The 20,566-nt window shown below is 43.1% G+C and carries 24 protein-coding genes; 16 read left to right on the top strand and 8 right to left on the bottom strand.

The features are described 5' to 3' along the window. The first annotated feature begins 38 nt into the window (after positions 1 to 38). The 11 genes from E0H77_RS05745 (at position 39) to E0H77_RS05695 (ending at position 8,749) form a co-directional block, all read left to right on the top strand. Positions 39 to 875: a metal ABC transporter solute-binding protein, Zn/Mn family gene (locus E0H77_RS05745; RefSeq protein ID WP_171478320.1), complete on the top strand. Its 837-nt coding sequence runs from the start codon at positions 39 to 41 to the stop codon at positions 873 to 875. 170 nt (positions 876 to 1,045) lie between these two features. Further along, positions 1,046 to 1,444 carry an ATP synthase subunit I gene (locus tag E0H77_RS05740; protein WP_004750055.1) on the top strand — a complete coding sequence of 133 codons (399 nt, stop codon included), beginning with the start codon at positions 1,046 to 1,048 and terminating at the stop codon, positions 1,442 to 1,444. Between the two features lie 98 nt (positions 1,445 to 1,542). Then, entirely contained in the window at positions 1,543 to 2,418 is an 876-nt protein-coding gene (atpB, locus tag E0H77_RS05735) for a F0F1 ATP synthase subunit A (protein ID WP_131312462.1), read from the top strand. Between the two features lie 85 nt (positions 2,419 to 2,503). Further along, positions 2,504 to 2,749, top strand: a complete 246-nt coding sequence (gene atpE, locus E0H77_RS05730) for a F0F1 ATP synthase subunit C (protein WP_004750052.1) — start codon at positions 2,504 to 2,506, stop codon at positions 2,747 to 2,749. A gap of 38 nt (positions 2,750 to 2,787) precedes the next feature. Next, positions 2,788 to 3,258, top strand: coding sequence for a F0F1 ATP synthase subunit B (locus E0H77_RS05725; RefSeq protein ID WP_004750050.1), 471 nt, complete (start codon positions 2,788 to 2,790; stop codon positions 3,256 to 3,258). Between the two features lie 12 nt (positions 3,259 to 3,270). Further along, positions 3,271 to 3,807 (top strand): F0F1 ATP synthase subunit delta, encoded by a 537-nt coding sequence (locus E0H77_RS05720; RefSeq protein WP_004902729.1) that lies wholly within the window; start codon positions 3,271 to 3,273, stop codon positions 3,805 to 3,807. A 43-nt stretch (positions 3,808 to 3,850) separates the two neighbouring features. After that, complete coding sequence (atpA, locus tag E0H77_RS05715) at positions 3,851 to 5,395, top strand: F0F1 ATP synthase subunit alpha (protein ID WP_131312461.1); 1,545 nt, start codon at positions 3,851 to 3,853, stop codon at positions 5,393 to 5,395. Between the two features lie 77 nt (positions 5,396 to 5,472). Then, positions 5,473 to 6,342, top strand: a complete 870-nt coding sequence (atpG, locus tag E0H77_RS05710; protein ID WP_004750045.1) for a F0F1 ATP synthase subunit gamma — start codon at positions 5,473 to 5,475, stop codon at positions 6,340 to 6,342. 29 nt (positions 6,343 to 6,371) lie between these two features. After that, positions 6,372 to 7,766, top strand: a complete 1,395-nt coding sequence (gene atpD, locus E0H77_RS05705; protein WP_131312460.1) for a F0F1 ATP synthase subunit beta — start codon at positions 6,372 to 6,374, stop codon at positions 7,764 to 7,766. 17 nt (positions 7,767 to 7,783) lie between these two features. Then, entirely contained in the window at positions 7,784 to 8,203 is a 420-nt protein-coding gene (locus E0H77_RS05700; protein WP_004750042.1) for a F0F1 ATP synthase subunit epsilon, read from the top strand. Positions 8,204 to 8,443: 240 nt separating this feature from the next. Beyond that, positions 8,444 to 8,749 carry a hypothetical protein gene (locus E0H77_RS05695; RefSeq protein WP_131375724.1) on the top strand — a complete coding sequence of 102 codons (306 nt, stop codon included), beginning with the start codon at positions 8,444 to 8,446 and terminating at the stop codon, positions 8,747 to 8,749. On the opposite strand, the gene E0H77_RS05690 is transcribed toward E0H77_RS05695, so the two are convergent. Then, positions 8,746 to 9,201, bottom strand: coding sequence for an ATP-binding protein (locus E0H77_RS05690; RefSeq protein WP_131375722.1), 456 nt, complete (start codon positions 9,199 to 9,201; stop codon positions 8,746 to 8,748). The two genes, E0H77_RS05695 and E0H77_RS05690, sit on opposite strands and share 4 nt — an antisense overlap. A 236-nt stretch (positions 9,202 to 9,437) precedes the next feature. On the opposite strand from E0H77_RS05690, the gene adhP reads away from it, so the two are divergent. Then, positions 9,438 to 10,469, top strand: coding sequence for an alcohol dehydrogenase AdhP (adhP, locus tag E0H77_RS05685; protein WP_131375720.1), 1,032 nt, complete (start codon positions 9,438 to 9,440; stop codon positions 10,467 to 10,469). Between the two features lie 49 nt (positions 10,470 to 10,518). Here adhP and E0H77_RS05680 read toward each other — a convergent pair whose 3' ends face one another. From E0H77_RS05680 to E0H77_RS05665, 4 genes are all read right to left on the bottom strand, one after another. Continuing rightward, complete coding sequence (locus E0H77_RS05680; RefSeq protein WP_131375718.1) at positions 10,519 to 10,815, bottom strand: RcnB family protein; 297 nt, start codon at positions 10,813 to 10,815, stop codon at positions 10,519 to 10,521. A gap of 220 nt (positions 10,816 to 11,035) precedes the next feature. Beyond that, complete coding sequence (locus E0H77_RS05675) at positions 11,036 to 11,581, bottom strand: glutathione peroxidase (protein ID WP_131375711.1); 546 nt, start codon at positions 11,579 to 11,581, stop codon at positions 11,036 to 11,038. A 70-nt stretch (positions 11,582 to 11,651) separates the two neighbouring features. After that, complete coding sequence (locus E0H77_RS05670; protein WP_131375709.1) at positions 11,652 to 12,416, bottom strand: AraC family transcriptional regulator; 765 nt, start codon at positions 12,414 to 12,416, stop codon at positions 11,652 to 11,654. Positions 12,417 to 12,425: 9 nt separating this feature from the next. Continuing rightward, on the bottom strand, positions 12,426 to 13,637 hold the full coding sequence (locus E0H77_RS05665) for an MFS transporter (protein ID WP_131375707.1): 1,212 nt from the start codon (positions 13,635 to 13,637) through the stop codon (positions 12,426 to 12,428). 123 nt (positions 13,638 to 13,760) lie between these two features. Here E0H77_RS05665 and E0H77_RS05660 point away from each other — a divergent pair, with 123 nt between their 5' ends. Beyond that, positions 13,761 to 14,408, top strand: a complete 648-nt coding sequence (locus E0H77_RS05660; RefSeq protein WP_131375705.1) for a TetR/AcrR family transcriptional regulator — start codon at positions 13,761 to 13,763, stop codon at positions 14,406 to 14,408. 103 nt (positions 14,409 to 14,511) lie between these two features. Beyond that, positions 14,512 to 15,420 (top strand): DMT family transporter, encoded by a 909-nt coding sequence (locus E0H77_RS05655; RefSeq protein WP_131375703.1) that lies wholly within the window; start codon positions 14,512 to 14,514, stop codon positions 15,418 to 15,420. Here E0H77_RS05655 and E0H77_RS05650 read toward each other — a convergent pair. Beyond that, the gene (locus E0H77_RS05650) at positions 15,417 to 16,763 is read right to left on the bottom strand and encodes an alpha/beta fold hydrolase (protein WP_131375701.1); all 1,347 of its coding nucleotides are present in this window, start codon (positions 16,761 to 16,763) and stop codon (positions 15,417 to 15,419) included. The genes E0H77_RS05655 and E0H77_RS05650 overlap by 4 nt on opposite strands. A 199-nt stretch (positions 16,764 to 16,962) precedes the next feature. Here E0H77_RS05650 and E0H77_RS05645 point away from each other — a divergent pair, with 199 nt between their 5' ends. Then, positions 16,963 to 17,559: a YqiA/YcfP family alpha/beta fold hydrolase gene (locus E0H77_RS05645; protein WP_131375699.1), complete on the top strand. Its 597-nt coding sequence runs from the start codon at positions 16,963 to 16,965 to the stop codon at positions 17,557 to 17,559. A gap of 4 nt (positions 17,560 to 17,563) precedes the next feature. After that, complete coding sequence (parE, locus tag E0H77_RS05640) at positions 17,564 to 19,444, top strand: DNA topoisomerase IV subunit B (protein WP_131375697.1); 1,881 nt, start codon at positions 17,564 to 17,566, stop codon at positions 19,442 to 19,444. A gap of 36 nt (positions 19,445 to 19,480) precedes the next feature. Here the strand turns inward: parE and E0H77_RS05635 are convergent, their stop codons facing one another. Both E0H77_RS05635 and E0H77_RS05630 read right to left on the bottom strand, forming a co-directional pair. Continuing rightward, the gene (locus E0H77_RS05635) at positions 19,481 to 19,768 is read right to left on the bottom strand and encodes a putative hemolysin (protein ID WP_228258297.1); all 288 of its coding nucleotides are present in this window, start codon (positions 19,766 to 19,768) and stop codon (positions 19,481 to 19,483) included. A gap of 60 nt (positions 19,769 to 19,828) precedes the next feature. After that, positions 19,829 to 20,536: a phospholipase D family protein gene (locus E0H77_RS05630; protein ID WP_131375696.1), complete on the bottom strand. Its 708-nt coding sequence runs from the start codon at positions 20,534 to 20,536 to the stop codon at positions 19,829 to 19,831. Between the last annotated feature and the right edge of the window lie 30 nt (positions 20,537 to 20,566).

The following is a 20,566-nucleotide window of genomic DNA, read 5'->3' as shown; positions in this document are numbered from 1 at the left end:
AATCCCAAGTGATGATATATAGAGATCGTTTGAACATGATGGCGCGTTTTTTTGCAGTGTGTGTCTTGCTGTGCATGAGTGGCAGTTTATGGGCACAGGGCTTGGTGGTATCCATTCACCCTTTATACTTAATCGCTAAAGAAGTGACCAAAGGTGTTGAAACGCCAACTCTATTATTGGGCAATCAATCTGGGCATGATGTACAACTGACACCCGCCAATCGAAAAGCGGTTCAAGATGCAGAATTGGTGATCTGGTTGGGCAAAGCACATGAAGCGCCATTAGAGAAGCTACTGGGACAGAATCCCCGAGCAATTTCGTTGCTCAATTCTAGGATTTTAGCGACTTTGCCAGTGCGAGATGTGCAGGGAAAACCGATTGTAAATACCGTTGATACTCATGTTTGGTTAGATCCAAATAATGCAGTTCGAATTGGTTTTTTTATTGCGGCATTACGTTCTAAGCAGCACCCTGAACATAAAGCTCAATATTGGGCGAATGCAAAAACCTTTGCTCGGCAGCTATTGGTGAAAAGTAAGCAAGCTGGTAGTTATAAAAATACGGTTGACTATTGGTCATATCATGATGCTTATCAGTATCTGGAACATGCACTCAATTTACATCTTGCGGGTGCTTTAAGTACCGACCCGCACATTCCTGCTACGGTCACTCAAATTAAGTATCTCAATGATCATCGTCCGTATCCACAAATGTGCTTGTTGGCAGAAGGGCAGGCAAATAGCCAATATCAAATTTTGCAGCCTGTGCGTTTTCAGGCAGTAGACGAAAGTATGAGTGCAGAAAATGACTTTATTCAGGGTTGGACGGATTTAGCAAAAAATATTCAAAATTGCGCAAGAAACATACGAAAATAATCAAATTAAGAGAATCTTAATAGGAAATTAAAAATATATAGATTATTTGAAAATCATACGTCTTAAGTCGGGAAAAGATTGCATGTTTAGGGGGGGGACTCTATAATGCCTCCGATTAAAAACGATCATCAGCTTAACTTGTCAAGCTTTTATGCTGTGAGTGGATAATAATGAGCCGACCAAGTCGCATGATTGACCGACGATTGGCGAAAGCTTTGGTCTTCTTGCAAGCATTGACGATACCTGTTGCAACTTTGATTGCTTGGGTGCTTAAAGACATCGTGGTAGCCAAAAGCGTCGCCTTGGGCGGACTGGTTTGTTGGCTGGCACATTGTTACTTTGCCTGGCAATCTTTTCGGGTTGCGGGAGCGCGTGCTTCAAAGCAAGTGCTTTCAAATATGTATCGAGGCATGATGGGCAAGTTTGCTATTGTGATCGTTGGACTGATTTTGATTTTAAGCAATGTTAAGCCGTTGTCATCGGTGGCATTGTTTTGTGGTTTTATTCTCGTTCAAGCCATGTCGTGGGTTGCTCCTTGGTGGGTATCACGTCAACAAAAACGAGTATAGGCGCATAAAAAATTGAATATATAGAGCAAGATGAGATATCTAGCAGCGTGCGATATTCATCTCTCTTTTTATTAATTGACATTGACCAGGTGTGATTTATGGCTGCTGAAGAACATGCCCTTACTTCGACAGAGTATATTAAGCATCACTTGACCAATTTGGCCTATGGCAAAATGCCGGACGGTACATGGAAATTGGCTGAGAATGCGAAAGAAGCTCATGAAATGGGTTTTTCTGCTATTCACTTGGACTCAATGGGTTGGTCAATCGGCTTAGGTCTGATTTTCTGTTTGCTTTTTTGGTGTGTTGCGAAAGCTGCCAATTCTGGTGTGCCTACAAAATTCCAAGCAGCAATTGAAATGGTGATCGAGTTTGTTGACTCAAGCGTTCGCGATACCTTCCATGGTAAATCTCGTTTAATCGCACCACTTTCACTGACCATTTTCGTGTGGATTTTCCTCATGAACTTAATGGACTTGATTCCTGTTGACTGGATTCCATATTTGGCTCAACACATTGGTGCAAGCGTATTTGGCATGGACCCTCATCACGTTTACTTCAAGATCGTTCCTTCTACAGACCCGAATATTACCCTAGGTATGTCATTGTCTGTATTTGTGCTGATCTTGTTCTATAGCATTCGTGAGAAAGGCATTGGTGGTTTTGTTGGCGAATTGGCGCTTAACCCATTTAACCCAAGTAATCCAATTGCAAAAGCGTGTCTAATTCCTGTTAACTTAATCTTGGAATTAGTAACCTTCCTTGCACGACCAGTTTCATTGGCTCTACGACTATTCGGTAACATGTATGCGGGTGAATTAATCTTTATCCTTATCGCATTATTACCGTTCTGGATCCAATGGGCGTTGGCTGTGCCTTGGGCTATCTTCCACATTCTTGTAATTACATTGCAAGCATTTATCTTTATGATGCTAACAATCGTTTACTTGAGCATGGCAAGCGAAAAACATTAATGGTAACGCCTAACTATCCAATGGGTGGTTAGGCATAAAATTTTTTAATTTAATTGGTATAAACCTAACCTCTGAGGAATTTTTCATGTCTATCGTTCCAGGTTTAGTTGCAATTGCTGCTGCTATTTTGATCGCTTTTGGTGCTTTGGGTACTGCAATTGGTTTTGGTCTTTTAGGCGGTCGCTTCTTGGAAGCTGTTGCTCGTCAACCAGAATTGGCTCCACAACTTCAAACTCGTATGTTCTTAATCGCGGGTCTTCTTGATGCTGTGCCTATGATCGGTGTTGGTATTGGCTTGTTCTTCATCTTCGCTAATCCATTTGTAGGTTAATCAGCTTAATTCCTAAATTAAACTATTGAGGAATAGCAATGAATATCAACCTCACATTGATTGGTCAAGCAATTGCATTTGCGATGTTTGTCGCATTCTGCATGAAATTTGTATGGCCACCACTAATCAATGCGATTAGTGAGCGTCAGCGTAAAATCGCTGATGGCTTAAATGCTGCAGAAAAAGCGAAAGCTGACCTTGCTGATGCGCAAGCACAAGTAAAGCAAGAGTTAGACGCAGCAAAAGCACAAGCGGCTCAATTGATCGAACAAGCGAACCGTCGTGCAGCACAATTGGTCGAAGAAGCGCGTATTCAAGCATCTGCTGAAGGTGAGCGTATTCGTCAACAGGCAAAAGAAGCTGTTGATACAGAAATCAATTCTGCGCGCGAAGAATTACGTCAACAAGTTGCTGCTCTTGCAGTTACTGGTGCAGAAAAAATCCTGAACCAGCAAGTTGACGCAGAAGCTCACAATGCCATGCTGACTCAGCTGGCTGCTAAACTTTAAGAGAGGCAGATTATGGCTGAATTCTTGACGTTAGCACGCCCATACGCTAAAGCAGCATTTGCTTACGCTTCTGAGCAAAGTGCAACTGACAATTGGTCAAATGCATTAAACTTGCTCAGTGCTGCGGTGCAAGATGAAGCATTTTCAGCTTACTTAAATCGCCCTGAGCTTACACCTGCTGAGCAGGTTAGTCTTTTTGCAAAAATTTTAGGTGAAGACCAAACAGCGGCAGTGTCAAACTTTCTGACATTGCTGGCTGAAAACAGCCGTTTGGCTTTGCTTCCTGAAATTGCTGCAGAATACGAACAACTCAAATCACAGAATAACAATACTGTGGATGTTGTGATTGAATCAGCATTCCCATTGACTTCTGTACAAGAACAATTACTTGCTCATGCGTTAGAAAAACGCTTTGAAGCTGCAGTAGATGTAACTGTAGAAGTTAACCCTGCGTTAATTGCGGGTGTGGTTATTCGTGCAGGCGACCAAGTGATAGATGATTCTGCGCTTAACAAGCTTGAAAAAATGCGGACACGTCTTCTTGCTTAATTGCATAGAAGACTGAACTAATTAAAGATTGAGGTATAGCGCAATGCAACAACTGAATCCATCCGAGATCAGTGCGCTCATTAAACAGCGTATCGGCGATCTGGACACCAGCGCGACCGCTAAAAACGAAGGTACCATTGTTATGGTATCCGACGGTATTGTGCGTATTCACGGCCTTGCTGATGCAATGTACGGTGAAATGATCGAATTCGACGGCGGCTTATTTGGTATGGCACTGAACCTAGAACAGGATTCAGTGGGCGTCGTTGTTTTAGGTAACTACTTAAGCCTTCAAGAAGGTCAAAAAGCTCGTTGTACAGGCCGTGTATTAGAAGTTCCGGTTGGTCCAGAACTTTTAGGTCGTGTCGTAGATGCTTTGGGTAACCCAATTGATGGTAAAGGCCCAATTGATGCAAAATTAACTGATGCTGTTGAAAAAGTAGCACCAGGTGTAATTTGGCGTCAATCAGTGGATCAACCTGTACAAACTGGTTATAAATCAGTAGATACAATGATCCCTGTGGGTCGTGGTCAACGTGAGTTGATCATTGGTGACCGTCAAACTGGTAAAACAGCAATGGCGATCGATGCGATCATCGCTCAGAAAAATTCTGGCATTAAGTGTGTATACGTAGCAATTGGTCAAAAACAATCGACTATCGCTAACGTTGTACGCAAGCTTGAAGAAACTGGTGCTATGGCGTACACCACTGTTGTCGCAGCTGCGGCAGCCGATCCAGCAGCAATGTTGTATTTGGCTCCATATTCTGGTTGTACAATGGGCGAATATTTCCGTGACCGCGGTGAAGATGCGTTGATCATTTATGATGACTTGTCTAAACAAGCTGTTGCGTATCGTCAAATTTCATTGCTTTTACGTCGCCCACCAGGTCGTGAAGCATATCCTGGTGACGTATTCTATTTACACTCACGTCTTCTTGAACGTGCTTCACGTGTATCTGCTGACTACGTTGAGAAATTCACTAACGGTGAAGTTAAAGGCCAAACTGGTTCATTAACTGCATTGCCGATTATTGAAACTCAAGCCGGTGACGTATCTGCATTCGTACCAACCAACGTAATTTCGATTACAGATGGTCAGATCTTCTTAGAAACTTCATTATTCAACGCAGGTATTCGTCCTGCGGTGAACGCGGGTATTTCTGTATCGCGTGTTGGTGGTTCTGCTCAAACTAAGATCATCAAAAAATTGTCTGGTGGTATCCGTACTGCTTTGGCGCAATACCGTGAATTGGCAGCATTTGCTCAGTTCGCTTCTGATCTTGACGAAGCAACTCGTAAGCAACTTGAACATGGTCAACGTGTAACTGAGTTAATGAAGCAAAAACAATATGCTCCTTACTCAATCGCTGACCAAGCTGTTTCAATTTATGCATCTAACGAAGGCTATATGGCTGATGTTGAAGTGAAGAAAATCGTTGCATTTGATGCTGCGCTTATTGCTTACTTCCGTTCAGAAAATGCTGCGTTAATGCAAAAAATCGATGAAACTGGTGATTATAACAAAGACATCGAAGCTGCAATCAAAGCAGGTATTGAAAGCTTTAAAGCGACTCAAACTTACTAAGTTCAGTCTTAGTTAGGTTTGGTTCACGGATCAACCTTCGGAAGCTCGAAAGAGCTTTCGAATACTAGGTTAAGCGTATGGCAAATTTAAAAGAAATTCGCGCCAAAGTAGCTAGTATCAAGAGCACGCAAAAGATTACTCGCGCGATGCAAATGGTAGCAGCTTCTAAGATGCGTCGTGCGCAAGAGCGCATGGCTCAAGGCCGTCCGTATGCCGAAAATATGCACCGTGTAATTGCTCATTTGGTACAAGCGAATCCTGAATATAAACACCGTTATATGGTTGAACGTCCAGTAAAACGCGTTGGCTATATCATTGTGTCTTCAGATCGTGGTTTGGCAGGTGGTTTGAACATTAACTTGTTCAAAAAAGTTGTTAAACACGTACAACAACAACAAGAGCAGTCAATTGAAGTTCAATTTGCTTTAATTGGTCAAAAAGCGGTTTCGTTTTTTAAAAACTACGGCGGTAAAGTGCTTGGTGCAACTACGAACGTAGGCGATGCGCCAAGTCTTGAGCAGTTATCTGGTTCTGTACAAGTGATGTTAGATGCGTTTGATAAAGGCGAATTAGATCGTATTTATCTCGTATCCAACGGCTTTGTCAATGCCATGACTCAAAATCAAAAAGTTGAACAACTTGTTCCTTTGGCTGCGGCTGATACGGACGAGAGCCTGAACCGTCAATACGGTTGGGACTATATTTATGAACCAGAAGCTGAAGAGCTGTTAAATGGTTTATTGGTTCGCTATATCGAGTCTATGGTTTATCAAGGCGTGATTGAAAACATTGCTTGTGAGCAATCTGCACGTATGGTCGCAATGAAAGCTGCAACCGACAATGCGGGTGACCTTATCAAGAGCCTACAACTTATTTATAACAAGCTGCGTCAAGCCGCGATTACTCAGGAAATTTCTGAGATCGTTGGTGGTGCCGCTGCCGTTTAACATTATTAGTTTGAATTGAGGAGACAGCAATGAGTAGCGGTCGTATCATTCAGATCATCGGCGCGGTTATCGACGTCGAGTTTGAACGTAATAGCGTTCCTAAGATCTATGACGCTCTCCAAGTTGACGGTACTGAAACTACTTTGGAAGTTCAGCAACAACTTGGTGATGGCGTAGTTCGTACCATCGCAATGGGTTCTACCGAAGGTCTTAAACGTGGCCTTAACGTAATTAACTCTGGTGCACCAATCTCTGTACCAGTAGGTACTGCCACTCTTGGCCGTATCATGGACGTTCTTGGTCGCCCAATTGATGAAGCTGGTCCAGTTGCAACAGAAGCGCGTTTGCCGATTCATCGTCAAGCTCCTTCTTATGCTGAACAAGCAGCTTCTACTGACCTTTTAGAAACTGGTATTAAAGTCATTGACTTACTTTGCCCGTTCGCTAAAGGTGGTAAAGTTGGTCTGTTCGGTGGTGCGGGTGTTGGTAAAACCGTAAACATGATGGAATTGATCAACAACATCGCGAAAGCTCACTCAGGTTTGTCTGTGTTTGCTGGTGTTGGTGAGCGTACTCGTGAAGGGAATGACTTCTATCACGAAATGAAAGATTCTAACGTTCTTGATAAAGTAGCGATGGTCTACGGTCAGATGAACGAGCCACCAGGTAACCGTTTACGCGTAGCGTTGACTGGTTTGACCATGGCTGAATACTTCCGTGACGAGAAAGATGAAAACGGTAAAGGCCGTGACGTATTGTTGTTCGTTGACAACATTTACCGTTACACATTGGCTGGTACCGAAGTGTCTGCACTTCTAGGTCGTATGCCATCTGCGGTAGGTTACCAACCTACACTTGCAGAAGAAATGGGTGTTCTTCAAGAGCGTATTACATCGACTAAATCTGGTTCGATCACTTCGATCCAAGCAGTTTATGTACCTGCCGATGACTTAACAGATCCATCGCCTGCAACAACATTTGCTCACTTAGACGCAACTGTAGTATTGAGCCGTGACATTGCATCTTCTGGTATTTACCCAGCGATCGATCCACTAGACTCAACTTCTCGTCAGCTAGACCCATTGGTTGTTGGTGCTGAGCATTATGAAATTGCACGTTCTGTACAGAACGTATTGCAACGTTATAAAGAGCTTAAAGACATCATCGCGATTTTGGGTATGGACGAATTGGCTGAAGAAGATAAATTGGTTGTTTACCGTGCGCGTAAAATCCAACGTTTCTTCTCTCAACCGTTCCACGTAGCTGAAGTGTTTACTGGTGCTCCTGGTAAACTTGTACCGCTTAAAGAAACAATTCGTGGCTTTAAAGGTCTTCTAGCTGGTGAATACGACCACATTCCAGAACAAGCGTTCTATATGGTTGGTGGTATTGACGAAGTGATTGCGAAAGCCGAGAAACTCTAATTTAAGGAGATCATCTCATGGCGACTATGCAATGTGATGTCGTAAGTGTTAAAGAGTCTATTTACTCTGGCGCTGTGACTATGCTTATCGCGAAAGGTGCAGGTGGTGAATTGGGTATTATGCCTGGTCATGCTCCACTTGTAACTTTGCTTCAACCAGGACCGATTCGTGTTCAGTTGGAAAATGGTACAGAAGAAATTGTCTATGTATCAGGTGGTGTGTTAGAAGTTCAACCGCATGTCATTACGGTTCTTGCAGATACTGCAATCCGTGCTGACAACTTGGATGAAGCTGCAATTATGGAAGCGCGTAAAAACGCTGAACAATTGCTTGCCAACCAAAAAAGTGATTTGGACTCGGCTGCTGCATTGGCTGCACTTGCAGAAACTGCGGCTCAGCTTGAAACTATCCGTAAAATCAAAAACCGCGCTCAATAAGAGACGGTTTGAGATTGAAAAAGCCACTCGAAAGAGTGGCTTTTTTTATGGAAATTTAAGTAAAGCATGGACAGTTTTATTGTAGTGTCATGCGTATTTCATTCGTTAAATTGCATGCTAATGCTCTGTTGGTCATGCTTTAAATACTCATTTCGATTCATCCGATGCTATGCCAAGGTCGTGCCTGTATCTGCTCTTTTTTATGTTATAAAAGAAATGAGCGCTGTCAGGTAGAACTTTATGAAACTCATTGAAATAGAACCGCATTTTTGGGAATTATACCAAGACCAACAACAACTGTATTTGAGCGTGAGCGTGGATAATAGCGCTGTAACTTATAATTGGGATCTGCATTTAACTGCACAGCAGATCGAAGCTTATCAACGGCAGGGGCGTGACAGTATTGTTGAGTTAGCTAAGCAGGTTATTGCAGCAGTTTTTCGGGGTGATTTTTCTTTTATGCAACAGCATGAAGCGACAGCCGCAGAAGCGGCAGCGATGTTTGCTGCATTTAAACAATGGCGCGAAGCACAAAAGCCCGATTAAACTTGCGATTGATCAGCTATCAATTGAATGGAAAATTGCCCTTGTGTGCTGATTTTCACCTTATAAATTTCATCAAATCCTTCACTAAGCTGTGGGATTTGTAAACGTCGATGTGTAGCATGTACGCCTTGGTCGGGTATTCTGGCTTTGCCTTGTCGCTGGGCATTGCGTTCTAAGGCGTGACTCAGTGCTGTTTCAAAGTAATAAGCCAAAATCTGAAACCCTGCCTGCTGTGCGCGTTGAATATAACGGGCACGATCTTCGATGCTGACGTTGGTGTTATCAACCACACATTTGGTTTTTGAGGCAAGACAAGCTTCAAAAATGATATTTTCCCGATGACGGGTTTTGAGCATGTCCAGATTAATGCGCAAATGCGTATGATAAAAATATTGTTGATAAAATGTAGACTTTCCAGCAGCCTGAATACCAATAAAAAGAATAAGTTGCATATATGATTTACATGTTAGGTATGAGGAGATCAGAGCCATGATTATTATCAATGATCTTCTAACTGACTATTTAAAAAGGACTTTCGTTGTTTAGATCAATTCTAAAAAACACAATTTTACATTACATAAAACCTACCAAGTACCTACCTATGTCATTTTATTTTATAGATGAGAATGATTCTTAAATTTAGCTCATAATAGTCATTTTCATCAATAGAAATAATAAGGAGAATAACATGGGAAGCACAATGAAAGCCGCTGTGGTGACAGCATTTAATCAACCCTTAGAAATTCAAGAGGTCGCGATTCCGAAAGTGAGCGCAGGTAAAGTCTTGGTCAAAGTTATTGCGACGGGTGTTTGCCATACTGATCTGCATGCTATGCATGGCGACTGGCCGATCAAACCGACGGTTCCGTTTATTCCTGGGCATGAAGGTGTAGGAGAGGTTGTGGAAGTCGGGGAAGGCATTACTCATTTGAAAGTGGGTGATAAAGTAGGAATTCCGTGGCTGTATTCGGCTTGTGGGCATTGTGATCATTGTTATGCAGGTTGGGAAACCTTGTGTAAGAAACAGCAAAATTCAGGTTATTCGGTAAATGGCAGTTTTGCAGAATACTGCCTTGCCGATGGTGATTATGTCGGCGTGATTCCTGAAGGTGTCGATCTGTTTGAAATTGCGCCAATTTTGTGTGCAGGTGTGACCGTGTACAAAGGTTTGAAAATGACCGAAGCCAAAACAGGAGACTGGGTTGCCATTTCAGGGATTGGTGGCTTGGGGCATGTTGCGATTCAATATGCCAAAACCATGGGCTTCAATGTTATTGCGATTGATGTAGATGATTCAAAACTTGCATTGGCAAAAGAACTGGGTGCAGATGTGGGGATTAATGCCCTGAAAGTGAATGTCAAAGAGGAAGTTCTAAAAGCTTCAGGGGAGGGGTGTCATGGTGTGCTGGTAACGGCAGTTTCTCCAAAAGCCTTTGAACAGGCAGTTTCGATTGTGCGTCGTGGTGGCACAATGGTCTTGAACGGTCTGCCACCAGGTAAATTTGATCTGTCGATTTTTGATATGGTACTGGAGGGAATTACCGTGCGCGGTTCGATTGTGGGAACGCGTTTGGACTTAAAAGAGGCGCTAGATATTGCAGCACGCGGCAAGGTCAAAGCACATATTAGCGTTGAACCACTTGAAAATATTAATGATATTTTTGAGCGGATGGAACATGGCAAGATTGATGGGCGTATTGTGATTGATTTAGCTTTATAAATCAGAAGCAATAAAAAGAGGGCAGATGCCCTCTTTTTTGTGCCTGAAATTAACGATGAACCACTTTAATCACGCGATGGTTGTCAGTGTTTACCAAAACGTATTTATGTGGGTTCACTTGATACCATTGTTGATGGCGTGCAGGGTGATGTAATCTTTTATAGTGACGGTAATCTACAGCATGTGCACGTCTGAAATGCTCTGGCGGTACAGCATGACCAACTCGCCATTCAGTTGTTGTAACGGTTTGTTTGACATAGTGAGGGTCATCTGGATGAGCAAACACTGACCCTGCAGCTAAGGTTGCAGATAAAGATAAAATGATTCCTTGAACTAAACGTTTCATAAAATTCTCCACTTGTTATTGCTGTTGTTTCGACCATTTTATTTAAACAGATTTGTGGTAGGCGCGAATGAAGATTTTGTTGGAACAGTTTTAAAACCATGAACAGACCATGAAAACTTGCCTGCGAAATGTAAACTTAGATAAATTGCTTAGTATTTATGAAAACATAAATCAGTAAAAAGTAGAGTAAACCCGTGAAGAGTTTACTCCATCCGAATGCTTATTTGGCAAGTTCAGCTTCAATAGCACTGACAATACGTGGGTCATCCGCAGTAATGTCTGGAGCGAAACGTGCGATAACGTCACCATTTTTGCCAATTAGGAATTTTTCAAAGTTCCATAAAATTTCAGGTTTTGGGTTTGGTGTTAAGCCGTAGTCGACCAAATCTTTCCACCAAGGGCCTTCGCCAATACGCTCAGGCTGTGCCGAAATTAGTGCTTGATACAATGGATGCTTATCTTCACCTGCAACTGAAATTTTGGCAAACAGTGGAAAGTCGACATGGTAGTTCAGGGAACAGAATTTTTGAATTTCTTCGTTGCTGCCTGGCTCTTGTGCCAAAAAGTTGTTGGCTGGGAAACCTAAAATTTCTAAACCTTTAGCTTTTTTTGCCTGATACAGTTTTTCCAGACCTTCATATTGTGGGGTTAAGCCGCATTTTGAAGCGACATTGACCACTAAAAGTACCTTGCCTTGGTAGGTTGCAAGCGTAGTTTCTTCACCTGTAATAGTGTTTACAGGAATATCCAAAATTGACTGGCTCATCATCATATCCTTAAAAAGTAGAGTTATGTTTTAAAATGATTTTTTATGAAAGACAAGTAGATTTGCGTGACTAATGTTCAAGGCGCATTTCCACAGGTGTTTTGCCTAAATAACGCTTAAAAAACGTAATAAAACTAGAACTATGCCGAAACCCCAGTAGGTAGGCGATTTGTTTAATCGCAAGCCCTTGTTTCAGTAAAGATACAGCATGAACAATCTTGGCGCGGTTGCGCCATTCGGAAATGGGCAGTTTAAGTTCTTGTTGACTCAGACGTAACAGATGCCGTTCGCTCATACGAAATTCAGTAAGGATTTTCTGAATAGAGTGCTGAAAATGTGCTGAATCACTTAACTGTGCCAGAATCGGTTGCAATACAGGATGACTGGTTTGTGGCAGATAATGATCATAACAGTCTGCCATGCAGATCTGGTCATAAATGACTTGCAATAAATGCTGATACTGCTGTGGATGGCTATGTTGAATTCGTAAGGCTTCTTTTACTAATGCATGAAAAAAAGGTCGAGTGACCAAAGTTTGAGTTTGCGGGCTGAGCTTATTGGCTAAATAGGGATGAATTCGGATACAAATAAAATGGGTAACCTGTTGGTCAATCGCAATAGAGCTATGCTCGGTCTGTGGTGGAAGCCACAAACCGTAATTCGGGGGTGCTAAATACAGCGCATCACCAATCTGGAGTTGCAAAATACCATCGAGGCTAAAGTTAAAGTCACCCCATAAACAGCAATGCATCGAAATCTGGTCATTCGCTTGGAAGAAAAACTCATGGATTTCAACCATGTCATTGAGTTGAATGAGATTTGATGCATTGTTCATAGCAATATTTTAGGATTCGCAGGTCATTTTAGGATTATTCAGGCCTCGAGTGAGGGTAAATAAGGCAATTAGTGCCAAGACAATGAAACTCAGGACACTATAAATCAGCGTAGTTTCATTATAGTGGTCAACCACCATTCCGCCAAATAATGAACCCACGGCAATCATGACCTGAAACATGCCAACAAATAACGGCATACCTTTTTCTACCGCATCGCCTGCATGCAAGAACATCCAGATATTGGCTGTCGTCGGAAATGCTCCAAAAGCAAAGCCCCAGAGTGCGGTCAAGACCAACGCGCCAGACAGATGCACGGCAAATACAGGAAAACTAAAAAATACGATGGCAAAACACAAACCTACAAAGGCGAGGGTATAGCGAATATTGAGGTTGCCACTATAGCCTGCAAAAGCATTGCCAAAAATCCCTGCAATGCCGTATAGCAGTAGTAGGCTGCCAATCGTCGCACTGTTAAAACCTGCAATGTGTTTAAAAAATGGTGCCAGATAGCTATAAGCACAAAAATGTGCCAGACCGATTAATAGAATAATCACAATCCCGCGACGCGCCTTACTGACACGTAGCAGCGCGGGCAAGTCAGTAAAACGAATCGCGGATTCGGGCAACAGTTTGGGCAAGCACAGCATTTGTAAAATTAGCACCAAAAAACCGATCCCTGCATTGATGGCAAACGCACTGCGCCAGCCATATAAACCACTGAGCCATGTACCAATCGGTACACCTAGCACGGTTGCAAAAGTCACGCCTGTCATGACCACGGCAGTGGCTTTGGCAATCGGGAGTTGGGCGGGTGCAAGTTTGCCACTCAAGGCAATCGCCGTTGCCCAGAATCCGCCAATCGCAATACCTAAAATCAGACGGCTGAGCAGCAAAATATGAAAATTGCTGGCAAATGCGGTAATGCTGTTGGCTATTACCATAATCGCAGTCAATACAATGAGCACATAACGTCGATCGAGTCGCTTAAACCAAACAGGCAATAGCGGTGCTGCCAGCGCTGCCATGACGCCAGGTAAAGTAATGACCAAACCCGCTGTACCCGTTGAAATCTGTAAATCACTGGCGACATTATTGAGTACGCCTACAGGTAAAAATTCACTGGTGACCAGTACAAAGGCAGCAATTGCAACTGTCAAAATGGCAAGCCAACTGCCTTGAGTTGAGGGAGATTGATGTTCTGAGACCACGGAAGTGGGCATAAAGGCATCCTGTTTTTAAAGTAAAAATTAATTATGTAGTGATCACTATAAAATAAAATAGTTGAATAAAAAGCGCTCGTCAATTAATTTATTAGCGATTGCTATAAAAATGGTTGTCCCTGTATGACAAAACCCACAACAGATTTGGCAGTGCAACAGGCAGATATGCCAATGAAAAAGAAGCGTGGGCGCCCAAAGTGTTTTGATGAACAACAGGCTTTGGAAAAAGCCATGCTGCTGTTTTGGGAACATGGTTATGAAGCAACATCAATCAATGATTTAACCCATGCTTTACAAATTACCGCACCAAGTTTATATAGCTGTTTTGGGGATAAAGCTTCATTGTTTTATCGTTGTATTGACTATTATTTGGAGCATGAAGCCTGTCCGATCATTCCGATTTTTGAGCAGGCGAAAACAGCAAAAGTCGCATTTGAAATTTATCTGTATAACCATATTCAACGCTTACTCCAGCCCAATAAGCCTGCGGGCTGTATGCTGATTGTTGCCGCAGTCAACTGCTCCGAACAGACGCATGATGTACAGCAAAAAGTTCTGGAAAAACGTTTAAAAGAAAAACAAAAACTGTTGCAGCGTTTGCAGCAGGGCATAGTTGATGGCGATTTGGCACCAACCACACCGATTGAAGAAATGACTGATTTTTATACTACGGTGATTCAGGGGTTAACCTTACAAGCACGTGATGGTGCAACACAGGAACAACTGCATAAAGTGATTGAACATGCCATGCGGGTTTGGGATTTGTTTTAGGTTCAGGTGTCGTCTTTACCATATTCATGTCGGATTTTCAGGATTTCAATTTAATCCGCCGATGGTCACAATATCCCTTTGAATCCATGATCAAGAGAATGCTATGCAACAGCATCAGAAAACACCGTGGTGGGCATTGGCTTTGCCTTTATTAGCCGTGCTGATCTGGTCATTGAATATTGTCGTGACCCGTTATGTTTCTGACTTCATTTCACCTGTCAGTATCAGCTTTTACCGCTGGCTGATTGCTTTTGTATTGCTCACACCATTTATGCTGCATCGGGTGTGGCAGGCACGCCAACAGATCCGTCAGCATATTGGTCAACTGGCGGTTTTGGGGGCATTTGGCATGGTGCTGTATCAGGGGATTGCCTATACCGCATCGCATTACACCTCGGCGACCAATATGGGCATTATTAATGCCTTTATTCCCGTGTTCACTATTTTTGTGTCAATGTTGCTGCTTCGAGATACGCCCAACCGCTTTGCCTTGATTGGCAGTACATTGTCATTTTTTGGGTTGTTATATGTGATTGGACAAGGCAATTTTGCAGCCTTACTGACTACAGGACATCATTTTGGCGATGCGCTGATGGTGGTTGCCGTATTTTTCTATGCATTTTATGGTGTATTTTTAAAGAAATGGCATTTAAATCTGCCACTCATGGTCAGTGTGTATATCCAGATTGCCTTTGCTTTGCTGTTTCATCTGCCGTTTATTGTTTATTTGGGATTGGATACCTTGAACAGTCAAAATGCTTTGAGCGTGCTGTATGCAGGAATTTTTCCATCACTATGTGCCCCAATTTTATGGATGCTGGCCGTGCAGCATTTAGGGCCGAATCGCACCAGTATTTTTATGAATCTGATGCCTGTGTTTACTGCGATTATTGCGTTGATCTGGTTGCATGAACAGTGGACGATGTATCATACATTGGGTGGTGTGATGATTTTGTGCGGGATTGCACTGGCGCAAAAGAAAAATGCGCCAAGTCAGGTGCGTTCAGTCTAATCTTCACTTTGCATTTCAAGTAAGGTATCGAGTTCATAAATCCCCAAATCCACCACATGACGATGCAAGAAGTTTTGCTCAGGCAACTCAGGATTTGGATATAGCCAGCGGGTAATCTGCTCGGCAACACTCGAATGATACTGAATGTTAAAATGGTTTAAGCCATAAAATACGGCCTTGTGCGAGTCTGGTACATTTAGGTTAAAGCGCGGATTTGGGTGTTCGCCTAGCGCACTTTTTACACTCACCAGATAATCGCCAATCACAGCCATGGTTTTGGTTTTTATTTTTTTAAACTCCATGGTGCCTGCAATAAAAAAGGTGTTGATATGTGAGGGGAGTGGTGCAGGTTTGCGACTGTCATTCATGGAACCGATACGGGCAGGCATGTGTTCCCAGTCATCATCGCGCACGCTGCCGTAGCGCAAATCTAAAATGCCATTACTGCGCAGATTCACGACACGGCGGGCAATTTTAACCAGAGGAAAACGCCCTAGACTTTCTTGTAAACGAAAGCCAAAGCGTTCCAATGCTGCGCCATGATGTGGTGAACCAATACACACCAAGTTTTGGGTGCGGTGAAACCAGTGTTTTTGCTCTTGCTTGCCATAAAATAGCGCGCTACGGCAGACCAAACCGCCCATACTATGTCCAATTAAATCAATGGATTGAATTCGTGGATTGCGCTCAATCAGGTCTTCAAGCAAATTGGATAAACTGCGACCATTGGCAGAAATTCGCCGTCCGGTATTATAGTTGAGATACAACATAGTGTTGTAATCACGCTGTGCCAGTAGGCGTTCGCCAATACCTTCATAACGATGATTTGACCAGTAGCGGTGACTCGTACATAAACCATGCACAAAAATCACCACCCGTCCACCGACATCGCCTCGTTGTATCGCACCATAGTGATCATAGAGCACCATGGGCAGCGCTAGCGGGTTTTGCTGGAGCAAGAAATAATCTCCTGCAATACCGTTGAGTACGGAGAGGACTTCTTGTGCGATAGGGCTAAGGGATTTTTGACGAAGCTGTGGGTAATGTTGCAGAATTTTTCGTAAAGAAGGTGCAACAATACGATGACCTGATTGTTGCATGACATCGTAAACAGTATGGTTAAACTGTTTAATCAGACATGTCTGTTGCAGACGTTGGACATGTTGTTCGCTTAAACCCAAAATACTCGACAACAGCTCAGTCTGAATGTCATGCATTAAACCATAGATGTTTTGTTTGGGTGTCGTCAGTAGTTGCGCAAAACCTTCCAGCAAGTCTGCTTGACTTGGTGGCGTATCGTCCCAGCGACAATAAGTTTCATGTAGTGGCGTTAAACTTGGCATAGTCTTTGATCTCTCTATAACTGTGCTAACCAAGTATTGTCTGGTACTACGGCAATAGTTTATGGTTTTGCTCCGCTTACCATACGCAATTTTTACGTAGGCTGAGCGTACTTTTGTCTGACAAGACCAGTTTAAATCATCACAGGGGAGTCATGCATTGAATGACGTAGATTTAATACAAAATTGATGGGTGATTTGTATGAATATTATTTATTTACATGGTTTTCGCAGTAATGCTTATTCGGTCAAAGGGCAGCAACTGAAACGATACTGCCAAGCCTATTGCCCAAGCTATAGTGTACACTTGCCTGATCTGAACATGCCGCCACTGGAAGCGCTGGCACAGGTTGCAGGTTATATTCAGGCACTTGAAAATGTAGTGCTGGTGGGGAGCAGTCTGGGAGGATTTTACGCAACTCATCTGGCATTGCAGTATGCTTGTCCTGCGGTGTTGATCAACCCTGCAGTACATCCTTATGCCTTGTTTATACGGTTGTTTGGTCATGGGCAGATTCCGCTACAGGTCACGCCTGACTGGACACTCGATACCATTCAGTTGCAGCAACTGGCAGCGATGGATGTGCCTATTGCTCAAGATGCCAGCAAATTGTTGGTGTTATTGCAACAAGGTGATGAAGTCTTGGATTATCGGGAAGCACAACGCTATTATAATCAGGCGCAAACCCCCAGCATGATCATGACCGAAATGGGGGGGAATCATGCCATGGAAAATTTTGCTGATAAAATTCCCATGTTACTGACCTTTTTAGCCTTATCGATTACAAAGGAAAAATAATCACGTGTCACAATATACGGCTCAATCCCTTGAAGTTTTATCTGGTCTAGATCCTGTACGTCGCCGTCCGGGAATGTATACCGATACCACGCGTCCAAACCATCTTGCGCAAGAAGTAATCGACAATGCGGTGGATGAGGCTTTGGCAGGGCATGCTAACCAGATTAGTGTCATGGTCTATGAGGATGGTTCTTTATCCGTTCAGGATAATGGGCGCGGAATGCCTGTCGATATTCACCCTGAATACGGACAAAGTGGTATTGAAATTATTCTGACCAAACTGCATGCAGGTGGCAAATTCAGTACCGACAACTATCAGTTTTCTGGGGGATTGCATGGGGTTGGTATTTCGGTGGTCAATGCACTGTCAAATCGTGTTGAGGTTGAAGTACAGCGCCAGGGTAACTTATACCAAATGGCATTTGAGCATGGCGAGCCTGTTGCGCCGCTTGAAGTGCTTGAAGGTAAAGCCCCGAAACGTGCTACAGGGACACTGGTACACTTTTGGCCAGACAGTAAATATTTTGATAGCCCAAAATTTGCCTTAAAAGCCTTAAAACATAACCTGAAAGCCAAAGCCGTTTTGGCGGCAGGCTTAAAAATTTGCTATATCGACAAGATTAATAACGAAAAAATCGAATGGCAGTTTGAAAATGGTCTGGTCGACTATTTGATGGATGAACTGCAAGATCGCGAGATTTTGCCACAACCTGCCTTTGTATCGCGCGGCGATGCTGAGCGTGCCAGTTGTGAGTTTGCAGTTTGCTGGAATGTCGAAGGTGGTGAGCAGATTCAGGAAAGTTATGTCAACCTGATTCCGACTGCGCAAGGCGGTACGCATGTGAATGGTTTACGTGCAGGCGTGACCGATGCGCTGCGCGAGTTTTGTGAACTACGCAATTTGTTGCCACGTAACATGAAACTCTCAGCAGAAGATGTCTGGGACGGAGTGAACTATATTTTGTCACTCAAGCTGCAAGAACCACAATTTTCAGGACAAACCAAAGAGCGCCTGTCGAGCCGTGAAGCTTCGGGCATTGTGCAAAATATTGCCAAAGATGCTTTTGCACTGTGGTTTAACCAAAATGCGGAAACTGCCACCCAACTGGCGGAAATGGCAATCGCCAAAGCTGGTCGACGTCTAAAAGCAGCCAAAAAAGTAGAGCGTAAACGCATCGTAGCAGGGCCAGCACTGCCTGGGAAACTGGCAGACTGTGTTGGGCAGACGCGTGAAGACAGTGAACTGTTTATTGTGGAAGGGGATTCTGCGGGGGGCAGTGCCAAGCAAGCCCGTGACAAGAACTTCCAAGCAATTATGCCGATTCGTGGAAAAATTCTAAACACATGGGAAGTCTCTTCCGATGAAGTTTTGGCATCGCAAGAAGTGCATGATATTGCCATTGCGATTGGTGTTGATCCTGGCAGTGATGATTTATCGGAACTGCGTTATGGCAAAATTTGTATTCTTGCCGATGCTGACTCGGACGGCTTACATATTGCAACTTTGCTGTGCGCCTTGTTTGTGAAGCACTTTCCTGCCTTAGTGGAAGAAGGGCATTTGTTTGTTGCTATGCCGCCATTGTTCCGTGTCGATGCGGGCAAAGATGTATTTTATGCGCTGGATGATAATGAGCTGGAAAGCATCTTAGCCAAGATTAAAACCAAGAACCCGCAAATTACCCGCTTTAAAGGTTTGGGGGAAATGAATGCGGGTCAGCTGCGTGAAACCACGATGGATCCCAATACTCGCCGTTTGGTGCAGTTAGATCTGGATGATGTGCAGTTCACGGCAAGTTTGCTGGACAAGTTGCTTGCCAAAAAACGCTCTGCAGATCGGAAGCACTGGCTGGAGCAAAAAGGTAATTTAGCCGATTTGGTGGTTTAATTGAGCGAATAAAAAAGAGGGCAGTTGCCCTCTTTTTTATGAATGGGTTTGTCGGTACAAATCCCATTCGTCTTGCTCTTGTCCATTGGGTAATTTGCAGTTGGACGATTCATTGCCAAAGGCATCTTTCAGATGGCGCAGTTTACCGCCTTGTTCTAGGCAGTACTTACTGGCAGGGTTTGCCATCGTCAGTTGTTTTTCCGAAGGGTTACTGCTACAGGCTGCTAAAAATGCCGTTGTGGTAGCTAGGCTCAGTAAAATCAATTTTTTCATCATGGTATGGACAAAAGTTGGAACACTAAACAAGTTTTCTACTATAGCCAATCGAGATTGCAGAAGTTTTATGCTTTTGCAAAGACTAAGTAGGGAAAATGTAGAAACATGTTATTCAATCGGCATATCGGTCTGCCAAAGGAAATAGCCACCGTACTGGTTTGTTTTAAATTCACCGCCTACAGATTTTCCCTGTTCAGTCAGTTGATGCTTGCCACGATCATTTAAAATCAGGAAGCCTTTATCCACAAAGCGATCCAGCAAATCTTGGGTTTTTAACTTGTATTTTGCAGCCAGTTTGGATGACGTTAGTTTCTGCTGTGCATCATCATTGTCCTGATTTGTGGCTTCTGCTTCTTGAGTTTGATTACAAACTTCATCCAGTGAAATACGGACTTCTTCGCTGATCCGAATAATCCGTTGAGCTTCTTCATAAGCATCTTGAAACACAGTTGCATCATGCTGTTTCTCAATCAGAATCCCCATTTCGTTATTATTGATCTGGCTAAATTCATATAAATTCAAGCTACTGATAATGCAGGTATTTTCATTCATATAGCATTTTGCATGCAGATTTTTGCAGAAGCTGACCCGAATATAGTCGAGGCGCTGCATCCATTTAATTTCGTCGGGATGTAAATCACTTTTGCCGTAGACAATACGAATGTCGATTTTAAGACGGTTTTTATCTTCCAATAATTCTTTAATACGATCATTCAAACGTAAATAAGGGCTAATCAGAATTAAACGCTCTTTGGCATTTTTAATCAGTTCTTCAAGGAAGAAATTGGTTGCACTGGTATTTAAGAATTTTGCCATGTTTGATCTAGTGTCATGTTGTGTTATTTC

The organism is Acinetobacter brisouioides (genome assembly GCF_004331075.1).
Classification (GTDB): Bacteria; Pseudomonadota; Gammaproteobacteria; order Pseudomonadales; family Moraxellaceae; genus Acinetobacter.
This window is presented reverse-complemented; position numbering and strand designations above follow the sequence as displayed.